Origin of the sequence: Actinopolymorpha sp. B9G3, from assembly GCF_040120725.1 — a bacterium.
In the GTDB taxonomy this organism is placed as follows: domain Bacteria; phylum Actinomycetota; class Actinomycetes; order Propionibacteriales; family Actinopolymorphaceae; genus Thermasporomyces.
Genome location: NZ_JBEEAB010000043.1, coordinates 1 through 20021 on the forward strand (window position 1 = coordinate 1; position 20021 = coordinate 20021).

18 protein-coding genes, 1 tRNA gene and 1 pseudogene are annotated in these 20021 nt (G+C 67.3%); 10 read left to right on the forward strand and 10 right to left on the reverse strand.

Annotated elements, in window-relative coordinates; all coding sequences use genetic code 11:
- A partial coding sequence (locus tag ABNF93_RS33720) for a hypothetical protein (RefSeq protein ID WP_349332322.1) occupies positions 1–239 on the forward strand: 239 nt, incomplete at its 5' end.
- A 389-nt stretch (positions 240–628) separates the two neighbouring features.
- Entirely contained in the window at positions 629–817 is a 189-nt protein-coding gene (locus tag ABNF93_RS33725; protein WP_349332323.1) for a hypothetical protein, read from the forward strand.
- 74 nt (positions 818–891) lie between these two features.
- Here ABNF93_RS33725 and ABNF93_RS33730 read toward each other — a convergent pair whose 3' ends face one another.
- The 8 genes from ABNF93_RS33730 to galU form a co-directional block, all read right to left on the reverse strand.
- Positions 892–1260 (reverse strand): hypothetical protein, encoded by a 369-nt coding sequence (locus ABNF93_RS33730; RefSeq protein ID WP_349332324.1) that lies wholly within the window; start codon positions 1258–1260, stop codon positions 892–894.
- A gap of 735 nt (positions 1261–1995) precedes the next feature.
- Positions 1996–2069: transfer RNA gene (locus ABNF93_RS33735), tRNA-Ala, on the reverse strand.
- 157 nt (positions 2070–2226) lie between these two features.
- Positions 2227–3216, reverse strand: a complete 990-nt coding sequence (gene sepX, locus ABNF93_RS33740; protein ID WP_349332325.1) for a divisome protein SepX/GlpR — start codon at positions 3214–3216, stop codon at positions 2227–2229.
- Positions 3217–3300: 84 nt separating this feature from the next.
- Complete coding sequence (locus tag ABNF93_RS33745) at positions 3301–4026, reverse strand: GNAT family N-acetyltransferase (protein ID WP_349332326.1); 726 nt, start codon at positions 4024–4026, stop codon at positions 3301–3303.
- Positions 4023–4664, reverse strand: coding sequence for a MogA/MoaB family molybdenum cofactor biosynthesis protein (locus tag ABNF93_RS33750; protein ID WP_349332327.1), 642 nt, complete (start codon positions 4662–4664; stop codon positions 4023–4025). The genes ABNF93_RS33745 and ABNF93_RS33750 overlap by 4 nt, the downstream gene beginning before the upstream one ends.
- The gene (moaC, locus tag ABNF93_RS33755; protein WP_349332328.1) at positions 4661–5140 is read right to left on the reverse strand and encodes a cyclic pyranopterin monophosphate synthase MoaC; all 480 of its coding nucleotides are present in this window, start codon (positions 5138–5140) and stop codon (positions 4661–4663) included. Before moaC ends, ABNF93_RS33750 begins: the two co-directional genes overlap by 4 nt.
- 204 nt (positions 5141–5344) lie before the next feature.
- Positions 5345–6568, reverse strand: coding sequence for a molybdotransferase-like divisome protein Glp (gene glp / locus ABNF93_RS33760; protein WP_349332329.1), 1224 nt, complete (start codon positions 6566–6568; stop codon positions 5345–5347).
- Between the two features lie 55 nt (positions 6569–6623).
- Complete coding sequence (galU, locus tag ABNF93_RS33765) at positions 6624–7559, reverse strand: UTP--glucose-1-phosphate uridylyltransferase GalU (RefSeq protein ID WP_349332330.1); 936 nt, start codon at positions 7557–7559, stop codon at positions 6624–6626.
- A gap of 370 nt (positions 7560–7929) precedes the next feature.
- Here galU and ABNF93_RS33770 point away from each other — a divergent pair, with 370 nt between their 5' ends.
- Positions 7930–8541, forward strand: coding sequence for a 5-formyltetrahydrofolate cyclo-ligase (locus tag ABNF93_RS33770; RefSeq protein ID WP_349332331.1), 612 nt, complete (start codon positions 7930–7932; stop codon positions 8539–8541).
- Positions 8542–8573: 32 nt separating this feature from the next.
- Here the strand turns inward: ABNF93_RS33770 and ABNF93_RS33775 are convergent, their stop codons facing one another.
- Positions 8574–11174 (reverse strand): penicillin acylase family protein, encoded by a 2601-nt coding sequence (locus ABNF93_RS33775; RefSeq protein ID WP_349332332.1) that lies wholly within the window; start codon positions 11172–11174, stop codon positions 8574–8576.
- A 940-nt stretch (positions 11175–12114) separates the two neighbouring features.
- On the opposite strand from ABNF93_RS33775, the gene ABNF93_RS33780 reads away from it, so the two are divergent.
- From ABNF93_RS33780 to ABNF93_RS33810, 7 genes are all read left to right on the forward strand, one after another.
- On the forward strand, positions 12115–14271 hold the full coding sequence (locus tag ABNF93_RS33780) for an ABC transporter substrate-binding protein (RefSeq protein WP_349332333.1): 2157 nt from the start codon (positions 12115–12117) through the stop codon (positions 14269–14271).
- 109 nt (positions 14272–14380) lie between these two features.
- Positions 14381–15367, forward strand: coding sequence for an ABC transporter permease (locus ABNF93_RS33785; RefSeq protein ID WP_349332334.1), 987 nt, complete (start codon positions 14381–14383; stop codon positions 15365–15367).
- 13 nt (positions 15368–15380) lie between these two features.
- Positions 15381–16499 carry an ABC transporter permease gene (locus ABNF93_RS33790; RefSeq protein ID WP_349332335.1) on the forward strand — a complete coding sequence of 373 codons (1119 nt, stop codon included), beginning with the start codon at positions 15381–15383 and terminating at the stop codon, positions 16497–16499.
- A gap of 59 nt (positions 16500–16558) precedes the next feature.
- Positions 16559–17710 carry an ABC transporter ATP-binding protein gene (locus ABNF93_RS33795; RefSeq protein WP_349332336.1) on the forward strand — a complete coding sequence of 384 codons (1152 nt, stop codon included), beginning with the start codon at positions 16559–16561 and terminating at the stop codon, positions 17708–17710.
- A gap of 8 nt (positions 17711–17718) precedes the next feature.
- Positions 17719–18819, forward strand: coding sequence for an ABC transporter ATP-binding protein (locus ABNF93_RS33800; RefSeq protein ID WP_349332337.1), 1101 nt, complete (start codon positions 17719–17721; stop codon positions 18817–18819).
- Entirely contained in the window at positions 18816–19355 is a 540-nt protein-coding gene (locus ABNF93_RS33805) for a PsbP-related protein (protein WP_349332338.1), read from the forward strand. Before ABNF93_RS33800 ends, ABNF93_RS33805 begins: the two co-directional genes overlap by 4 nt.
- Before the next feature lie 136 nt (positions 19356–19491).
- Entirely contained in the window at positions 19492–19884 is a 393-nt protein-coding gene (locus tag ABNF93_RS33810; RefSeq protein ID WP_349332339.1) for an FmdB family zinc ribbon protein, read from the forward strand.
- Positions 19885–19896: 12 nt separating this feature from the next.
- Here ABNF93_RS33810 and ABNF93_RS33815 read toward each other — a convergent pair.
- Positions 19897–20021 (reverse strand): annotated as a pseudogene (locus ABNF93_RS33815) (IS5-like element ISMt1 family transposase); the annotation flags it as partial.

Below are 20021 nucleotides of genomic sequence, written 5' to 3' on the forward strand. Positions count from 1 at the left end.
GACATGCCGAACCAGTCACCGATCCGCAGGAAGTAGCACGACTGCACAAACTGCTACCCGAGCCTTGGACGAACGACGGCAGAGTCGACATCATCCGGATGCACGCCGAGGTCATTCAGGGGCGGCGCAAGATGTCCGAACAGCTCGATCCGGCGCAGCTCACGCCCGACAACTCGGCCAATATGCCCACCATGCCGCAACAGACATCCGCCCCCAGACCGAACGGGAACACGCCCTGACGATGCCACGGGTTGGCCCCGCGCGACACACGGGTTAGGAACCCATGCTCACCTGTCCAGATCAGTCCAGGGCTCGCACGTTCACGCTCGCGAGGGGTCTGGACGAGTACCCGATGTCCAGATCAGTCCAGGTCTGTCCACGTGCTTATTGCACGCGGGTTGCACGGCGTCGTCACGGTCACCACACCCCTGCCTTGCAAAGGCATCTTCGGGTCCCACGCTCGATTGAGCGTCGATCGGCTCGGCGGCGGACGGCGCGGACGTGACCGCTGTTGACCGTGACGGACCATGATCCGCCGCGTCATCTGGCATGTATCTGGCACACGAGCTGCCCCGTGGTGGGCTGCCCCTTAGCCCGGTACGCTGCGTCCACTCGCTGGGAGGATTCGATGAACCGTCGTCCTTTACGGCTCCTTGGCTGGACCGGGCTCGGTATTGGTGGCCTTCTCTCGATCGCCGGCGTGGCCATGTTGATCACGCCAGGTCCGGGGGCGCTTGTGCTGTTCTTCGGTCTGGTCGTCGCGGTCGCAGGTGGGCTGCTGGTCGGTGTGGGCTCGCGGCCGGCGCCGGGTTCCTAACCGACCTGAGGAGCCTGACGGCGGGCCGGTGACCTTGGTCATGGCTGGCTGGTCTCGTAGCGCCGTCACTAGCTCTATCCCTTGACACGGATTCGCTCGACTGCCGGCCACGTGGTTGGTGGCTCGTCGGTGACCCAACCGAACTCCAGGGCCGAGAGCCTGCCGTTCCTCACCCAAACTAGAACTGTGCCGATGGGCGCTCCGAACTCGTCGTATGCCCATGCATCGACCGGGAGCGGTCCGTCCGGGACCGCGGCCGGGGCAGCATCGCCGACTAGCTCGAGGTTGACCGAGATCGACCCTTCAGCCCATCTACTCACTACCTCCACCCGGCCAAGTTGGCTCCGTAGCTCCCTCGCTCCCGGCACATCGACAGACAGCATTCGCTCCATGACCGCGCGCTCGTCATCCGTGAGAGCTCGTCGTTCTTCGAAGGCTGGCATGCTGCTCATGATGCCGTGACCGCCGCTCCGGACGGGCTACCGCCGTATGTCGGATGGCGCGGACCACTCTTCCCCGTCATCCTCGCAACCAGCCAGATTGAAGTCCGGAGCGGAGCGGGTCAAGACTCGGCGGAGCCGATCACGCGTGACGCCGAAGGCGGTCTTGACGCGTGGAGTGGAGGCCGGAGACTGGCGTGCGAGGAGGGCGGGGCGGTCAGAATCCCTGCCAGGCCAGCCACCGCATCATCTGGCGATCGTTCGCCCGTTGTCCGCCCGGCGAGCCCGAGGACGGCGCCCCGGCGCCGCCCGCAAGGGCGTCGGCCGGGCGGTGCGCCGCGTCAGCGGCGCCTTGATCAAAAGAGAGCCAGGTTCGGCAAGTGTGGCAGCTGCGCCGCCGTCTCAGATGACGGTCCGGCCGATGGTCCTGAGTGACAGCAGGACATGGCGTCACCGTCACACCTGTCACTCTGTCACTCGCTAGCCTTCGACCTGCGGATATACCAGTGACGAGGGAGTGACAGTCGCCCGGCTCCTGCGCGCACACTCTGTCCATGTCACTGCCTCACCCTGAGCCACTTGCCCTGGAGCGGCCGGTGCTGCCGGAGCACCTTCGAAGGGTCTAGCAGGGCGTCCTGAGGAGGCTTCGCTCCCATTTCGCTCCCAGAATCGGACATTCAATGAAGAGAGGCCCTGGTTGCGTTCGCAACTAGGGCCTCTGACCTGCGGGTTTGCGGGTGGAGCTGAGGGGATTTGAACCCCTGACCCCCTCGATGCGAACGAGGTGCGCTACCGGACTGCGCTACAGCCCCCGGGCGGTCGAGCCGCACTTCTGACAAACGTTCAAAGGCGGCGATCGACCGACGAAGACGATAGCACGGCGCACCGGACGAATCGGCGGCAAGCCCTTGGCGCCGGCACAGTCCCCGGACAGTGACAGCCTGGAGACCTCGAGTCCGTCCGCCTGGCTCAGTCCCCGACAGCACGGCGACGCTCAGACTCCCCGGCGTCAGACTGTGCTTCGTCGGGGGCCGGGCCCGGCTGCTCTGTCTCATCGAGCAGCATCACGGACTCTTCTGGCCGGGAGAGGAGTTCCGCCTCTGGCAACCGCCCCGATGACCACGTGCCGGGCTCGCCGAGTTCGACCGTACGCACCGTGCGGGTCGCCTTGGCCTTCGTGACGTATGTCGGCAGGGGCACCTGGACCGGATCCCACAGCCCAGGGTCGGTCGGCTCCCGCGCGGCCGGCACGCCACCGCCGCCGGCACCAGCACCAGCACCAGCACCGGCACCAGCACCGGCACCAGCACCGGCACCAGCACCGGCACCAAACGACGGGTCAACCCTCACCGACACGGTCCTCGCGTCGGGCACCGGGCAGTCCGCCGTCTCGGCCAACCGCGCGGCCGTCGTACGGACCACACCATGAGCGGCCGGAGCGCGCCCGGATCGGGCAGATCCGGAAGCCCTCGCGGCACCCTTGCCCTCCGTCGCGCTGGACGGCGAGGCCGACGCCACAGCCCGCACGCCCTGGCTGCGATGACCCCGGGCGAGAACCGCGCAGATCAGGAGGTACGCCGCGACGATTCCCACGGGCACCGCGAGCGCCCACCACGGGGCGAGCCGGAACGCACCGAGCACCGCGACGACAGTGGTGAGCCCGATCAGTCCCACCAGGACGCGCCGCCGACGGCGTACGACAGACGACGGGCGCGCAGCACCCGAACGCGGCGGCCCGTACACCGGGGGTCGTCGTTCGTCGTCGCCCGTCGCGTCGCGGGAGAGGTCAGCAGTCGCACCGCGTCCGGAGTGGCGCCGCGCCAGCACGCGTACCGGCGGCGGCGCACGGTCGACCACCGGTGCCGCGTCGGCCACCTCCTCGTGCCGCCGAATCCACCCGGGAACAAGGTAGGCGGCCCAGGCAGCAACGATCGCCGCGTAGATCAGCCCAGTACCCACGGGTAGAAAAGTACGCAAGCGACCGCGCTTTACCGTGCAGGTCAGACGGTGTGTCGTGAGAGTGCCTTCCACCGACGGCGGAAGTCAGGCCGACGGACCCTGCTGCGGCGCGGAGGTGCCGGGCGCGGAGGTGCCGCGGTGCCGCTCCTCCATCGCCCGCCTCCGCCGCCACCGGGTGAGCACGCCCTCAGGCACTTCCTCCGCATGCAGGGCGTACGCGACGTGGTCGCGCCAGTCACCATCGATGTGGAGGTACCGCGGCCGGATCCCCTCACGGCGGAACCCGAGCTTGTCCACCACCCTGAGGCTGGCGGCGTTCTCCGGCCGGATATTGATCTCGATCCGGTGCAGACCCAGGACGAAGAAGCAGTGGTCACACGCGAGCGCGACAGCCGTCGGCATGATGCCGCGGCCGGCGTACGCCTGGTCGATCCAGTACCCGATCTGCGCCCAACGGGCCGAACCGAGCGTGATGCCGCTGACGGTGAGCTGCCCGACCAGTCGCTCCGCGCGGGCGGTGGTGGCATCCGGATCGGACCCGGAGTCGGCGTACGTCACGACGAACGGAAGGCACAGCCCCACCCGCGCCTGCGCGCGGAGCGAGCGGGTCATGGCGCGGAAGCTGCGGGGACGCGGGTCGACACCGGGAGGCGGGGTCGCCTCCCACGGTTGCAGCCAGGCGAGGTTGCGCGACCGCACCTGCCGCCAGGCACCAGCGTCTCGGGTCCGGAGGGGCCGCAGCCCGACTGGTCCCTCGGAAAGCCGTACCGGCCACGGCCGGCGGAGGCTCTGCCTCCCCGCGTGTTTCACTGGCTCCCACTCACCGCGTCGCGCTTGTCCTGACCACCGTGCTTGTCCTTCGTGCCTTCCCCGCCCTGCGTATCGTTCCCGCCCCGCGTATCGTGTCCGCCCCGCGTACCTTCCCCGCCCTGCGTATCGTTCCCGCCCTGCGTATCGTGTCCGCCCTGCGCACCCGGGTGGTCCCCGCCCCGGATCTGTTCGACCGCGTGCCGCAAGACCGGTGCCAGGACCGCCATCCCGTCCCGGGCGCCGCCGGACGAGCCCGGCAAATTGACGATGAGCGTCGATCCTGCCAGGCCGGCCAGCCCGCGTGACAGCGCCGCGGTGGGTACCCCGTGATCAACACCGTACGCCCGCACGGCCTCAGCGAGTCCGGGCACCTCGACCTCGAGCACCCGACGGGTCATCTCCGGGGTCTGGTCGTTCGGGTTCAGGCCGGTACCTCCCGTGGTGAGAACCACGTCATACGCCTCGGCGACCGCCTCCCGCAACGCCGTCACGACAGGCTCGCCATCGGGGACCACCAGGGGTTCGTCGGCGGCGAACCCGAGCTCACGCAGCCCCGCGACGAGAATCGGCCCGGCCCGGTCGGCGTAGACACCCGCCGCCGCGCGGTTGGACACCGTCACCACACACGCTCTCATCATGACCGCCGCCAGTCCCCCGACGTACCGCCCGTCTTCTCCTCGACCCGTACGTCGGTGATCACCGCCGCCGGATCCACCGCCTTCACCATGTCGACGACGGCGAGCCCCGCAGTCACGACGGCGGTGAGAGCCTCCATCTCGACGCCCGTACGGTCGGTGGTGCGGACGCGGGCGGCGATCGCCACGCCCTCGTCGAGCACCGTGAGGTCAACATCGACTCCGGTGATGCCGATCGGATGGCAGAGGGGCACGAGTTCGGGCGTCCGCTTCGCGCCCATGATCCCGGCAATCCGGGCAACGGCGAGCGCATCGCCCTTGGGTACGCCGGGGCCGCGCAGGAGGGCGATCACCTCGGCGGAGACGAGGACCAGGCCGGTGGCCCGCGCGGTGCGGGCGCTGGCCGGCTTCGCCGAGACGTCGACCATCCTGGCCGCGCCACGGTCGTCCAGATGCGTCAACGCCGGCTCTTCGGACATCAGCTCGCTTCCTCTCCTGACCCAGACCCCGCCTGGCGTGAACGCCGCGTGAGGGGCACCCTCACCCCATAGGGCGGCGTGAGGGGCGCCCTCATCCAATCAGCCCTCGCCTGAGAGGCGCCCTCATCCAAACGAGCCTCCTGCGTGAAGGGCTCCTCGTCCAACAGCGCACTGTCATCTCGGCGCACGTCATCTCGGCGTACGTCATCGCGGCGCACCGAGAACCATCACCTCGATCGCCCCACCCTCGGGCACCTCACGTACACCCTCGGGCACGATGGCGAGCGCATTGGCCCGCGCCAGCCCACCGACAAGGTGCGAGCCGGGACCGCTCACCGGCCGCACCAGCCCCCGTCCGTCCGGACCGACGGTGTACTCCACCCGCGTGAACTGCCGGCGGCCCTCAGACGCCTGCCAACCGGTCGTCGCCGTCGCGGTCACCGTCGGCGTGACAGCCGGGGTGATGCCCAGCATCGCGCGGAGGGCGGGCCGAACGAAGACCTGGAACGAGACGTACGCACTCACCGGGTTGCCCGGCAACGTGAAGATCGGCGTACGGTCCTCACCGATCACGCCGAAACCCTGCGGCATCCCCGGCTGCATCGCCACCCGCGTGAACTCCACCGTGCCGAGACGGCGAAGGGCCTGTTTCACGATGTCGTACGCACCGACGCTCACTCCCCCGCTGGTCACCACCAGGTCGGCGCGGACCAGCTGCTCCTCCAGCACGGTCATGAACGTCCGCTCGTCGTCGGCGACGACGCCGACGCGGTAGGCGATGCCATCCGCCTCGCGGACCGCGGCGGCCAACGTATAACTGTTGGAGTCATAGATCAGACCGTCGCCGAGAGGCTGACCCGGCTCGCGCAGCTCCGATCCGGTGGACAGTACGACCACGCGCGGCCGGGGACGGACCTTGACGACATCCCGGCCGGCGGCGGCGAGGACGGCGATCTGTTTCGCGTCCAGGTGTGTGCCCGACGCGACCAGCAGCTGTCCGGTCTCGATGTCCTCGCCGCGACGCCTTATGTAGGAGTTGTCACCGGGTGGCTGCCGGATCGCGACCTTCGCGACCCCACCGTCGGTCCACTCGACCGGGATCACCGTGTCGGATCCGCGCGGGACCTGAGCTCCGGTCATGATCCGCAACGCCTGCCCGGGTGCGAGCGCGTGCGCCTGAGTTCCTCCGGCCGGCAGGTCGCCCACCACCGGCAGGACGACGGGCGCGTCCTCGGACGCGTGCGCGACGTCCTCGGCACGTACCGCGTAGCCGTCCATCGCGGAGTTGTCGAACGACGGCAGGTCGAAGCCGGCCGTGACGTCCTCGCAGAGGGCGCAGCCGTGCGCGTCCATCAGCTGCTGCTCGAACGGCGGCAGCTCACGGACTCCCGCGAGGACCGCGTCCAGATGTTCCTCGACGCTCTTCACCCGGACATCATCCCCACCCGCGCTTCGCCCGCCGCACGGACGGCTTCGGCCGCGCTCACCGGAGCGTCGCCGCTTCCGGCTCGGTCGCCTCGGCGACGAAGCCCTTGAGCCAGGCGAGAAACTCCGGGCCGAGGTCCTCCCGGTCGCAGGCCAGGCGCACGATTGCGCGGAGGTAGTCGGCCTTGTCACCGGTGTCGTAACGCCGGCCCCGGAACAGCACCCCGTGCACCGGCCCGCCCTGGTCGGGGCGGTCGGCGAGGGTACGCAGGGCATCGGTCAGCTGGATCTCGCCCCCACGTCCCGGCGGCGTCTCGGCGAGGACGTCGAAGACCTCGGGCGCCAGGACGTACCGTCCGATGATCGCGAGGTTGCTCGGCGCATCGGCGGCGTCGGGTTTCTCGACCAGATCCGTCACCCGGACCACGTCGGGCTGGTCGGTCGGCTCCACCGCGGCGCAGCCGTACAGGTGGACGTGCGCCGGGTCGACCTCGATCAGCGCGACGACGCTGCCACCCTTGGCCTTCTGCACGTCGATCATCGTCGACAGGAGCGGGTCGCGCTCGTCGATCAGGTCGTCACCGAGGAGTACGGCGAACGGCGCGTTGCCGACGTGTTGGGCGGCGCAGAGCACCGCGTGCCCGAGCCCTTTCGGCGCACCCTGGCGTACGTAGTGGACGTCGGCGAGCTCGCTCGACACGGTGACTTCGGCGAGCTTCTCCTTGTCACCCTTCTCGCGCAGAGCCTCCTCCAGTTCGTACGCCCGGTCGAAGTGGTCCTCGAGCGGGCGCTTGCCCCGGCCGGTAACCATGAGGACGTCACGAAGCCCCGCCGCGACCGCCTCCTCCACGACGTACTGGATCGCGGGCTTGTCGACGACCGGAAGCATCTCCTTCGGCGTCGCCTTCGTCGCGGGCAGGAAACGCGTGCCGAGGCCGGCGGCGGGGATGACGGCCTTACGGACCGTGAAGTCGGATGCACCGGAGTAGACCATGGCCCGACCCTAGACGACGGATTCCGGGTAGAGCCGGCTGACTCGCGGCTGACTCGATGGGCGGACACCGACGGCCCGGCAACGGCGTCGGGACGCCGTCGGCCGTCCGGGCTTCGTGCGGGCGTCGGCAGGTAGCGGACCGGCGCCGTCGAGCGGCGAGCGGCGCGGGCTTGCCGGGCACCGGCAGTTGGACGGCTGAGCGGCAGCAGGTGGCCGTTCGGGCGACGCCGAGGCGGACGTGCGCCTGGCATGGCTGCCACAGATCCCGAGATGCTTGCTCGGTCAGCAAATTTGCACGTCTGGTGGGTCTGTCCACAGCATTTCCTGAACGCGCCCACCGATGGCAAATGTTGAGGAAAGATAACGAACCATGCGTGGCCGGCGCTTCATGCCTTACGACGTGCACGAGGAGAAGGAACGCCTCCGCCGGCGGATCCTCCTCCAGCGCAGCAAACTGCGGCCCGCGGACCTGCAGGCGGCCGCGGTCGAACTGTGCGACGTGCTGCTCGGCGTGCCCGAAGTCAGCCGGGCCGCGGTCGTGGCGGCCTACGTCGGCGTAGGCACCGAGCCGGGTACCGGTCCCCTGCTCGACGCCCTTGATCGGCGGGGGATCCGGGTACTGCTTCCCGTCCTCGGGCGTGACCTCGACCTGGACTGGGCGGCCTACACCGGGCCCGGAACGCTGACGCGCGCGCGGCTCGGCCTGCTCGAACCGTCCGGGCGCCGCCTCGGGCGGGAGGCGGTCGCGACAGCTGACGCCGTGCTCGTCCCCGGGCTGGCCGCGGACCGCACCGGCATGCGCCTCGGCCGCGGAGGTGGCAGCTACGACCTCGCGCTGCCGCGGATCGCCCGCGAGGCGTTCAGCTGCGTACTCCTCCACGACGGCGAAGTTCTGGAGGGTGCCGTGCCCAGCGACCGCAGCGACTGGCGCGTCCGCGCGGCAGCGACGCCGTCGGGTCTGATCCGCTTCCCGCCCCCGTAGCCGCCGAACAAGGGGCCGAAGGGATCGAGAGGTCATGGCGCAAGGACCAGGTGGTACCCGGCTGCCTTCGTCACCGCCCGCCTGGTGAACGCCCATGGCACAGTCTTCCCGCCGACCCACTCCTCGATCTGGTCGTTGTAGTGCGGCGAAGATGGATGCCCTGACACACCGGTGAGGTTGATCCACCGCGACCGGTCGAGGTCTGCGAGGTCGACGACCATCCGCATCGACGGAACGGACGTGACCGAGTAGTCCTCCCCCGCCGCGTCCCACCCGGTCGCGAGCACCGCATCGGATCCGCCGGCCACTTCGTACGGGCCCCGGTTGAACAGGCGCTCCAACGGGCCGATCCCACTCGATCCGAACGAGGAATTGACCAGTTCGAGCTGGTGCAGTTTTCCCCAACGCCACCGCGTCGGATCCTTGGCGAGGTCCTTGGTCAACTCCGCCCTGGCCCGCACCATCGCCTTGGCCAACATCGTGTCCCTGTCCTCACGCACCTTCTTCGTACGTACGTCGTCCCACCATGGGCTGTCGGGTTGGGTGGCGAGCCGGCGCACGACCTCATACCACCGGTCGCCTCCACCCGGCCACGCACCTTGCGGAATCTCGTCGCGGAAGGTCAACGCCAGCAGGTGGCGCCAGACCGCGTTGAAGTACGCCGCCGGCGCCGAGTCCGCGCCCTGGCGGAAATCCCAACCAGCGAAGAGCTCCTGCGCTTGCGCGGTGAACCCGTCGACCTTCACCTTCTGCAGGTACGGCACGAGGAACGCGGCATTGGCGTTGTACGTGTCGGCCTGGATGCGCAGCATCGTGGCAGTGTCAACCTTGCCTTGCTTCTTGATCGCCGTACGAATGAGATCGCCGATCCGGTCGCTGCGATAGCCGTAGGCCGGCCGGTCGGTGAGACGGTACGGATAGCTTGCCGGTGCGACGGACTGGTTGGCGGTCACGAGGTAGCCCTGCTCCGGGTCGAGCACCGACGGCAGCTTGTCGAAGGGAACCCAGCCGTCCCATTCGTACCTGGTCGTCCAGCCGGGCACCGCCCACTCGCCGGTGCCTTCCCGCCGGACCGGGATCCGGCCGGGTGCCTGGTAGCCGATGTGCCCGTCGACGTCGGCGTAGACCAGGTTCTGTGCCGGCACCTCCAGAAGCTCGGCGGCCGACCGGAACTGCGTCCAGTCGCGGGCGGCGTTCAACCGGAAGATGGCCTCGGCGGTGCGGCCGGGCTCGAGGGCGGTCCAGCGCAGCGACACACCCGTCTGCCAACCGCCTTTGCGCGCCTCCTCGCCAGTGGCCGACCGGGACATGGCACGGCGTACCCGGTCGTGAACGTCGGAGAGCAGGGGTCCGTGCCTGGTCGCGCGTACCTCGATTCCGACCGGTTCCTCACCTTTGACCCCGATGAGCTCCCGGCGCGTGGACAGCGGCTCACGTTCACCGTCGTACATGTAGGTGTTGCCGTCCAGGCGTTCGACGTAGAGATCCATGACGTCGGCGCCGAGATTGGTGAAACCCCAGGCGATCTGATGGTTGTGGCCGATGACAACGCCTGGCACGCCGGCGAAGCCGAACCCGGCGACGTCGAACCTGCAGGTGGGGGACAGCTGCCGGCAGTGCAGTCCGGTCTGGTGCCAGACCGAGGGCATCGTGGGCGCGAGATGTGGATCATTGGCGAGAAGGGGCTTGCCGGTGCTGGTGTGTTTCCCTGCGATCACCCAGGAGTTCGAGCCGAGGCCGGAACGCCCGTCCGCCCCCGCACCGCCACCTCCGATGCCTTCTCCGTCGCGGCCGCGGCCACCACCTTCGATACCGCCTCCGACGCCGAGTGGCGCGCTCGCATCGAGCAGCTCACGTACCCTTCGCAACGCGTCGGCAGTGCCGGCCGGCAGCGCGGCTCGTCCCGGGCTGCGGGCGACACTCGCCGGCGTCGCACGCCGGTCCGCGACGATGGGCGTGTGTCGGTCGAACGGGTAGGCGGGATAGAGCTCGCCGACCCGCGGGGGCGACAGCTTGGTCGAAGCCAGGGCGCGGTCGATCTCGTCGTCCAGGTTGGCGCGGAGGTCCCACGCCATGGCTTTCAACCAGGCGAGCGAGTCGACCGGTGTCCATGCCTCGGGGCGTTCGCCGGGCCCGAGCCGTCCGAGGGTGTATTCGACGGACAGCCGAGAACCGCTGTGTTCGGCAAGGTAGGCATTCACTCCGTCGGCGTAGGCGTTGAGATAACCGCGCGTCTGGACGGAGAGCAACGGGAACTCGCGCTCAGCCACCCGCCGCCAGCCGAGGGTACGCACCAGAGCGTCCGTCTCCACCAGATCGCGGCCGAACCACTCAGCGAGCCGGCCCGCGGTGAGATGACGGCGAAAGTCCATCTCGAAGAACCGGTCCTGCGCGTGGACATATCCCTGCGCCCGAAAGAGATCTTCGGAGGAGTCGGCGTAGATCTGTGGCACTCCGAGGGTGTCACGACGCACGTCAACCTTGGCCGTCAGTCCGGGTAGGGCGGCGCGGCCATCGTAGGTGGGCAGCGACCTGCGGACGCTCACGATCACCGCACCCGCCGAGGCGACGAGGGCGAAGACGAGAATGATCGCGAGGCCCAACACGAGCCGGGTCAGAAGGGGTCGTCGCACCCTCCGCAGCCTAATGGCTACGTCCCGCCGCCGAATCGCCATCATCGAGGCTCCACTCGTTGCCTTCATGGTGTGAAGCCGGGCCATCCGCGGCGTGAGCCAGAAGGCCCCGGGCCGGACGGTGGCCCGGGAGCCGCCACGCAGGGTGGGCCAGTAGTGGCCAGGTGAGGATGCCGGTTCTCCTTGCCAGACCGGCACTGCTGTGCTTGCACCATTTCTGGCACGCACCCGCCGGCAGGTGTGGCATCGATGCCAGTACGGTCGCTGGCAGGGCGGCTCCCAGCAAAGCGGGCGGCGATCAGTGCAACGGAGACGCAATGCCCGTGCAATGCGGTCACGGCAGTGACACGACGGCCCACTCCAACGTTGAACCACGCACCGCTACGCAGTCCTGACCGCCCGTAGTCCACCCAGGAAAGTCGGTCTCAACTTGATCCAGCCCCTTGGAACCCCGGCCTGCAGGGCATTAACATGCCCGAAATTGCGCGGGCCTTGAAGCTGTTCAAGGTCGGCGCATCACGATGCCCGGAAGAGGTAACGAGACGGTCGCAATACGATGACAAATAGCAGGCAGGCAACTCATCGGCGCCTCCGGAGAAGTCTTCTCCGGAGTCCGTTCGTTGCCGTTCGCCCATCACGGACGCCGCGTCGCAACCGCGCCTCGCAGACCTCCGTGAGCCGGGCATGACCGACGCCACGACACGCGCGCACCCAACGAATGGTGGGACGTGGCGGCGGCGTCGTGGCAGTGGTGGCCAACTCTCGACCACCATTGGCGAATCGCTTCATCCCCCAGTGCCATGGCAACCGGGACCGGACACCCGTCCCGCGGTGGGGTCGCCTGGCGCCCACACACTCCGAGCTTGCGTCCCCGCCGGCACCGCCGGCAGCTCCCCAGGACGTAAGCCCTTAGCCCGTTGAAAGAAAGGGCGCAACTGCGATGAGTGACTTTGTACCCCAGATGAGCCAGGCAATGCTCAACCGCCGAACGTTCCTCTACACGTCCGCCGCCGCGGCCGGCGCGGTCATGCTCGGCTCTTGTTCGAGCGGAACTCCCTCCGGCTCGAAGGAGACGAAGGCGCCTACCGGTGGCTCGACGGCCAAAGGATCTGAAACCAAGCCGCTGAGCAAGCCCGCCAAGTTCAACGAGGCGCCCATGCTTGCCGACATGGTGAAGTCAGGCGACCTGCCTCCCATCGAGGAGCGGCTTCCCGAGAACCCATATGTGATTCCGCACAAGTGGGCTCAGCCCGGCAAGTTCGGTGGCCAGGCGTTGCTGATCAGCAAGCCCGGCACCGGCGGCCCGGTCGATGGATCGGTCAAGGAGTTCATGTACGGCTACTCCCTGCTGCGTTATCTCAACGACGGGCTCGACATCGGCCCGGGCCTCGTCGAGAGTTGGGAGTCCAACGACGACGCCTCGGAATGGACCCTGCATTTCCGCAAGGGGCTCAAATGGTCCGACGGCGAGCCGTGGACGACCGCCGACATCATGTTCTGGTGGGATGACATGGTCATCAACGAGGACCACTCCGACGTTCCCCCGGACGAGGCCCGCTCCGGCAAGGGCACGCTCGCGAAGTTCACCGCTCCGGACGACACCACCCTGGTGATGACCTTCGACGCGCCGACCCCGCTCACCGCAGACCGGCTGGCCATGTGGGTCAACGGCACCGTGGGGAACGGCCCGAAGTGGATGGCGCCCAGGCATTACGCCGAGCAGTTCCACCCGAAGTACAACAAGGACGTGGAGAAGGACTGGGCGGAACAGGGCAAGGAGTTCGAGCTCAAGGTCGACTGGTCCCGCAATCCTGACTGCCCGACGATGACCGGGTGGAAGCTCAAGACCCTGAACGAAGGCCGCAACGTCGTCTACGACCGCAACCCGTACTACTACGTCGTGATGCCCAACGGTGACCAGCTGCCCTATCTCGACCAGCTCAACTTCTCGATGGTCCAGGACCCAGAGGTCGGCAAGCTGCAGGCCCAGCAGGGCAAGGTCGACTACATACAAGGGCAGTTCTCCGACATCGGCCTGGCGGACATCTCGACCATGAAGAACGCCGAGTCGACCTCCCAGCTCGACGTGATCCTCTGGGACGGCGGCTCGGGCACGAGCTCGATCTTCTTCTTCAACTACGACCACAAGGACGAGAACTTCCGCGAGCTCATCCGCGAGCCGAAGTTCCGTCAGGCCTTGTCTCTCGGAGTGAATCGGACTGAGATCCAGAAGGCGCTCTACTTCAACACCGGCGAACTCACCACCGGCACGCTGAGCCCCAAGGCGATCGAGTACCTCATCAACGACGAGGGCAAGACCGTCTACAAGCAGTGGCGGGACTCCTTCGTCCAGCACGACGTCGAAGGCGCCAAGGCCCTCCTCGACGAGATCGGCGTCGTCGACAAGGACGGCGACGGTTTCCGCGAGTATCCCAACGGCGACAAGCTCACCGTCCGCCTCGACTTCCCGGCCGACACCGACGACGAGCACAAGTCCAAGAACCAGTACCTCGTCGCGGACTGGAAGGCGATCGGCATCAAGGCGACGCAGAACCCCGTGTCGCCGGAGGCCTTCGCCGACCAGTGGAACGCCGGCGAGCTCACTTCCCACAGCGCGTGGGAGGTCGGCGACGGTCCCAACCACCTCGTCTACCCTCAGTGGCTGGTGCCGCTCGAGCCGTCGCGTTGGGCGCCTCTGGAAGGACAGATGTACAACGTCCGGGGAACGCCGGCCGAGAAGCAGCAGTTGAACGTCGAACCCTTCAAGCGGACGCCACCACGCATGGAGCCAGAGGCCGACGGACCGATCCAGAAGCTGTGGGACCTCTACGACCAGACCAAGGTCGAGCCCGACGAGATGGCGCGGCACCAGCTGGTCTGGGAGATGATCAAGATCCACGCCACCGACGGACCGTTCTTCATGGGTGTCGTCGCCAACACACCTCGGGTCATCCTCGCCAAGAAGGATCTCGGAAACGTGCCACGGAAGGAGAACCTCGCACTCGGAGGATTCGCCAACCCGTGGATCCACCCGACTCCTGCGGTCTATGACCCCGAGACCTACTTCTGGCAGAAGCCCGAGGAGCACGCGATCTGACCGAGACCGTACGCGCTGTGGGACCGATCGCCTCCCGGTCCCACGGCGCGTACCTGGAGGGTACGACTGCTAGTCCTGACGGGGACCCAACGACCGGGAGACAACCGCCATGCTTGCGTTCATCGTGCGCCGAGGCCTCTACATGGTCGTCACGCTGTTCATCGTCTCGATCGTCAGCTTCGTCCTGATCGAGGCGCCTCCCGGTGACGCGCTGACCGCTGAGATCCAACGCCTGCGGAGTATCGGCAACAACGTCTCGCAGGACCAGATCACCGCGCTCGAGGTCCGCTACGGCGTCAAGGACCCGGTCATGGTGAAGTACGGCAAGTGGATCGGCGGCTTCGTCAAGGGCGACTTCGGCCAGTCGTTCACCGAACGCACCCCGGTGGCGGACCTCATCTGGGGCCGGCTCGGCTTCACGATCATGCTCGCCGGTGGGGCGACCGCTCTCGCATGGCTCATCGCGATACCTATAGGTGTCTATTCAGCAACCCATCGATATTCGTTACCCGACTACCTCATCACGCTCATCCAGTTCATCGGCGTCGCGATCCCGGAGTTCCTGCTGGCGCTGATCGTGCTGGTCTTCGCTGCCCGGTTCCTGGGTGCGGATGTCGGCGGACTGTTCTCAGTGGAGTACCAGGACGCGCCGTGGGGCGTCGGCAAGGTCGTCGACCTGCTCAAGCATCTCTGGATTCCGCTGGTCGTCATCTCCGCCGGAAGCACGGCGTGGCTCACCCGCGTGATGCGGGCGAACCTCCTCGACGTCCTGAACCAGCAGTACGTCCAGACAGCTCGCGCCAAGGGCGTGCTCGAGCGGCGGGTGATCTGGAAGCACGCGGTCCGAAATGCCGTTCACCCGTTGATCATGGCACTGGGTACGACGCTTCCGGTGATCATCTCCGGTGAGGCGATCGTGGGAATCGTGCTGAACCTTCCCACGATCGGGCCGCTGTTCCTGCGAGCACTGCTCAACCAGGACATGTATCTCGCGGTCGGCATTCTGATGATCTTGTCCGTACTGCTGCTTATCGGCAACCTGCTCGCCGACATCGCGCTGGCGTGGGTCGATCCTCGAGCCCGTTCCGCCGAGTGAGGGGTAACTACAGATGGCCATGGTTTCCGAACCCACGCACGACGTGACGGCGGCTCCGATCGAAAAGGGCAGCGACGTCGGCGAGGTCTCGCAGTGGCGGCTGATGGCGAGACGTTTCAAGCAGAGCAAGCTCGCGGTGACCGGCGGCCTCATCCTGCTGGTGATGTACGCGATCGCGCTCCTTGCTCCGTTCCTCTCGCCCAACGACCCGACCGCCGTCGACTCCAACCTCAAGAACGCCGCACCGTCGAAGCTCACCTGGGACGGCGGTCTCGCCATCTGCGGGCAGACGCAGACACTCAACGAGGAGAACTTCACCTTCGAATACAAGGTCGACTGCAACAAGGCGTCGAAGGTCGAGTGGTTCGGCAAAGGCTACGAGTACAAGATATTGGGCTTGATCCCCAGCGACCGTCACCTGCTGACCGCGAAGGAGCCGTCCAAGCTGATGCTGTGGGGTGGCGATATCGACGGGCGTGACGTCTTCAGCCGAACCCTCGCCGGGTCCCAGGTCTCGTTGACCATCGGGCTGTTCGGCGTCAGCGTCGCGACTATCCTCGCGGCCGTCATCGGCACGATCTCGGGCTATTTCGGCGGCCTGGTGGACAACCTGCTCCAACGGGCGATCGAGATCATCCTGTCCGTGCCGACGCTGCCGCTGTGGGCGACGATGGCCGCGGTGCTCCCCCGAGACATGACCGTGACGAAACGGTACTTCCTCATCACCATCATCCTGTCGCTGGTGGCGTGGGCAGGCCTCGCCCGCCAGGTGCGCGGAAAGGTGATGGCGTATTCGAGCGCCGACTACGTGGCCGCCGCGCGCGCGGCGGGCAGTGGGCACAGCCGGATCATCCTGACGCACATGGTGCCGAACTCCGTCAGTCACCTCGTGGTCGTCACGATGCTGGCGATTCCTGGGACCATCATCGCCGAGACCTCACTGTCGTTCCTCGGCATCGGCATGCTGCCGCCGGCGGTGAGTTGGGGAGTCCTGCTTCAGGACGCACAGAAGATTCAGGTCGTCACGCAGTATCCCTGGATGCTCATTCCCGCGGTGGCCGTCATTCTCGCGGTGACGTGTTACCAGCTCCTGGGTGACGGAGTCAGAGACGCGGTGGACCCCTATGGCTGAGGGTTCGTGGGGCGGGCAACCGGCACGATCCACCGGCGCTAGGAGGCAGGGAAGTCCAGATGAGTGAGGCGACCATCAGCACACCCGACACCGAGATGTCCACGGACTCGGTGGTCAGCGTCCGCAACGTCCACGTCGAGTTCCCGACGCCGGTCGGAGTCGTGAACGCCCTCAACGGCGTCAGTTTCGATGTGCCGCGGGGCAAGGTTCTCGGCATCGTCGGCGAGAGCGGATGTGGCAAGAGCGTCACCGCACGGGCGATCCTGCGGATCATCGAGAAGCCCGGACGGATCGTCAGCGGCGACATCCTGTTCCGGCCAAGGCGCCGCCGGTCCGGCGGATCGCGGCCCTCTCCTGCGGCTGGCGCGTCCGGGCAGGTCGACAACGATGCGGACAGCAGCGAGATCGTCGACCTGACCAGCCTCGATCCGGGCAGTCCCGAGATCAGGAGTATCCGCGGCCAGGAGATCTCCATGATCTTCCAGGAGCCGATGACGTCGCTGAATCCCGTCTACACGATCGGCAACCAGATCGAGGAAGCTGTCCTGCTCCACCAGACATCGGATCGCGCCGAGGCACAGAAGAAGGCCGTCGAGATCCTCCGCCGGGTCGGCATGCCCAACCCGGACCGCATCGCACAGAGCTATCCGCACCAGCTCAGCGGCGGCATGCGGCAGCGCGCGATGATCGCCATGGCGCTCTCGTGTACGCCCACACTGCTGATCGCCGACGAGCCGACGACCGCCCTCGACGTGACGACCGAGGCGCAGATCCTCGAGCTCATGCGTGAGCTCCAGGAGTCGTTCGGAATGTCGATCATGTTCATCACCCACAGCATGGGCGTGGTGGCCCAGCTCTGCGACGAGGTCGTGGTGATGTATCTGGGTCGAGTCGTCGAGCGGGCACCGGTCGACGACCTGTTCCACGACCCGAAGCATCCCTACACGGTGTCCTTGCTGCGTTCGATCCCGCGGATCGGCGTGAACCGCGGAGCACAGCTCGAGGTGATCAAGGGATCCGTTCCCGATCCGTACTCCAAGGTGCCGGGCTGCCCCTTCCACCCGCGGTGTCCCAGTGCCATGCCGGGCCTCTGCGACACGGTGTTGCCCGAGGAGACGGCGATCGCCGACAAGACCGACCACAGCGTACGGTGCCATCTCTACCCCGGCAGCACACCGGCCGAGGTGGCGTCCGCGACGACGGCCAAGTAGGAGGAATCGTGGGCGAGACTCCGCACAATCAGAAGACGCTGCTCGAGGTCAAGGGACTCAAGAAGCACTTCCCCATCAAGGCTGGCTTCTTCAAGCGCACCATCGGCCAGGTGAAGGCCGTCGACGGTCTCGACCTCTCCATCGCGCGCGGCGAGACGTTCGCGGTGGTGGGCGAGAGCGGCTGCGGCAAGAGCACGTCCGGGCGGACGATCCTGCGCCTCGAGGAACCCACCGAGGGCGAGGTCATCTACCACCACGACGAGCTCGGGGCGATCAACGTCGAGAAGGCCGATTCCAAGCTGCTCAAGCGGATCCGGCCGGAGATGCAGATCATCTTCCAGGATCCGTTCTCCTCCCTCGACTCCCGCATGACGGTCGGGCGGATCATCGCCGAACCTCTGGTGATCAACAACATGTTGCGTGGCCGTGAGCTGCGCGACCGGATCGCCGAACTGCTCACCGTGGTCGGTCTTCGTCCGGAACACGCGAGCAGGTATCCGCACGCCTTCTCCGGCGGCCAGCGTCAGCGCATCGGCATTGCCCGCGCGCTTGCCCTCAACCCGAAGCTGATCGTGTGTGACGAGCCGGTGTCGGCGCTGGACGTCTCGGTCCAGGCGCAGGTGCTCAACCTGCTCGAGGACCTGCAGGACAAGTTCAACCTGACGTACCTCTTCATTTCCCACGATCTCAGCGTGGTCGAGCACATCGCCGACCGCGTGGCGGTGATGTACGTCGGGAAGGTGGTCGAGGTCGGCACCACCGACGACCTCTTCTACAACCCGAAGATGCCTTACACAGAGGCGTTGCTGTCCTCGCTGCCGCAACCGGATCCACGCAAGCGGACCCGGCCGACGCTGCTCGCCGGCGAGGTTCCCAGCCCGGCCAATCCGCCCAGTGGGTGCTATTTCCACCCGCGTTGCCCGTACGCCCAGGAGATCTGCAAGACCGAGGCGCCACCGCTTCGTGACGTTGGCGGAACGCACTTGGCGGCCTGCCACTTCGCCGACGAACTCTCACTCAAGGGCACGACCCGACTGACGGAGATCAAGGCGCCCGAAGTCGTCGCCGCGGCGGCTGCTCAGGAAGCAACACAAGGGACACCATCGTGACTGGAACCGTACGCACGGGACGCCCCCGATTCACCGGCGTCACCACCTACAAGGACCCCCTCGGACGGTTCTCGTTCCGGTATCCCTCGGACTGGAACGAGTTCGAGCTCGCCGACGACCGTGAAGGCGTGATGTACGCCCCCGAGGTTGGGGAGTCGCCGCAGACCTACTTCGCGGCCTGGATCACCAAGCTCGACGAACGCGTCGTCGCCGAAGACCTGCCGACCCTGCGGGAGGGCATCGACGCCGGCCTCGAGCAGCTCACCGGCTGTGAGATCGAGACCGAGAAGGACGACGTCCTCGGCAATCTCGTGAAGCTCGAACGCGTCTACCGGTTCGACGACGAGGGGACCGTTCGGCAGCGCCGGGTATGGACGTTGTACGTCGATACCTGGCGGATCGTCCTGGTCTGGCAGGGCTCCACCCCCGACGAGTACGCGTACTGGCTTCCGATGGGCAACTACGCCTTCGCGACGTTCGACCTGCCGGAAGCGCTGTGGTTCGCGACCGACCGGGACCTGCGCGCGTTCGACTGACGGAGCCCGGCCGCGAGGGCCGGGGAGAGCGTCCGGAAGGGGCTGCCGGCGCTTAGCAGTCAGGTGCCGGGAGTGCTAATCTTTGCTGCGTTGGCCGCCGCCCTCGGACATGGCGGCGATGTTGACTGGAGGAGCAGTGCCGACCTATCAGTACGCCTGTGTCGACTGCGACGAGCAGCTCGAGGTCGTCCAGAAGTTCACCGACGATCCGCTCCGCGAGTGCCCCACCTGTGCCGGCCGGCTGCGCAAGGTCTTCAGCGCCGTGGGCGTGGTCTTCAAGGGGTCGGGCTTCTACCGCAACGACAGCCGGTCCGACGGCCGTGGCAAGAAGTCGTCCGAGTCCTCGAGCTCCAACGGCGAGTCGAAGTCCAGCGACTCCTCGTCCAGCAGCGGATCGTCGGACGCCTCGTCGAGCGGTGGCAGCAAGTCGAGTGACGGCAAGTCCGGTGACAAAGCGACCAGTTCATCCTCGTCGGGAGCCTCCAGCTCCAGCTCTGCGACACCGAGCAAGTCGGGCTCGGCTGCCTAGGCCCTAGAAGGACTAGGCCGTGTCTCCTAAACCCTGGCGGTAGTTGAGGATGGCGGCAGCGAGGGTGAGTCCGCCGAGGTAGGTGATGGCGTACTTGTCGTAGCGGGTGGCGATGCCGCGCCATTGCTTGAGTCGGT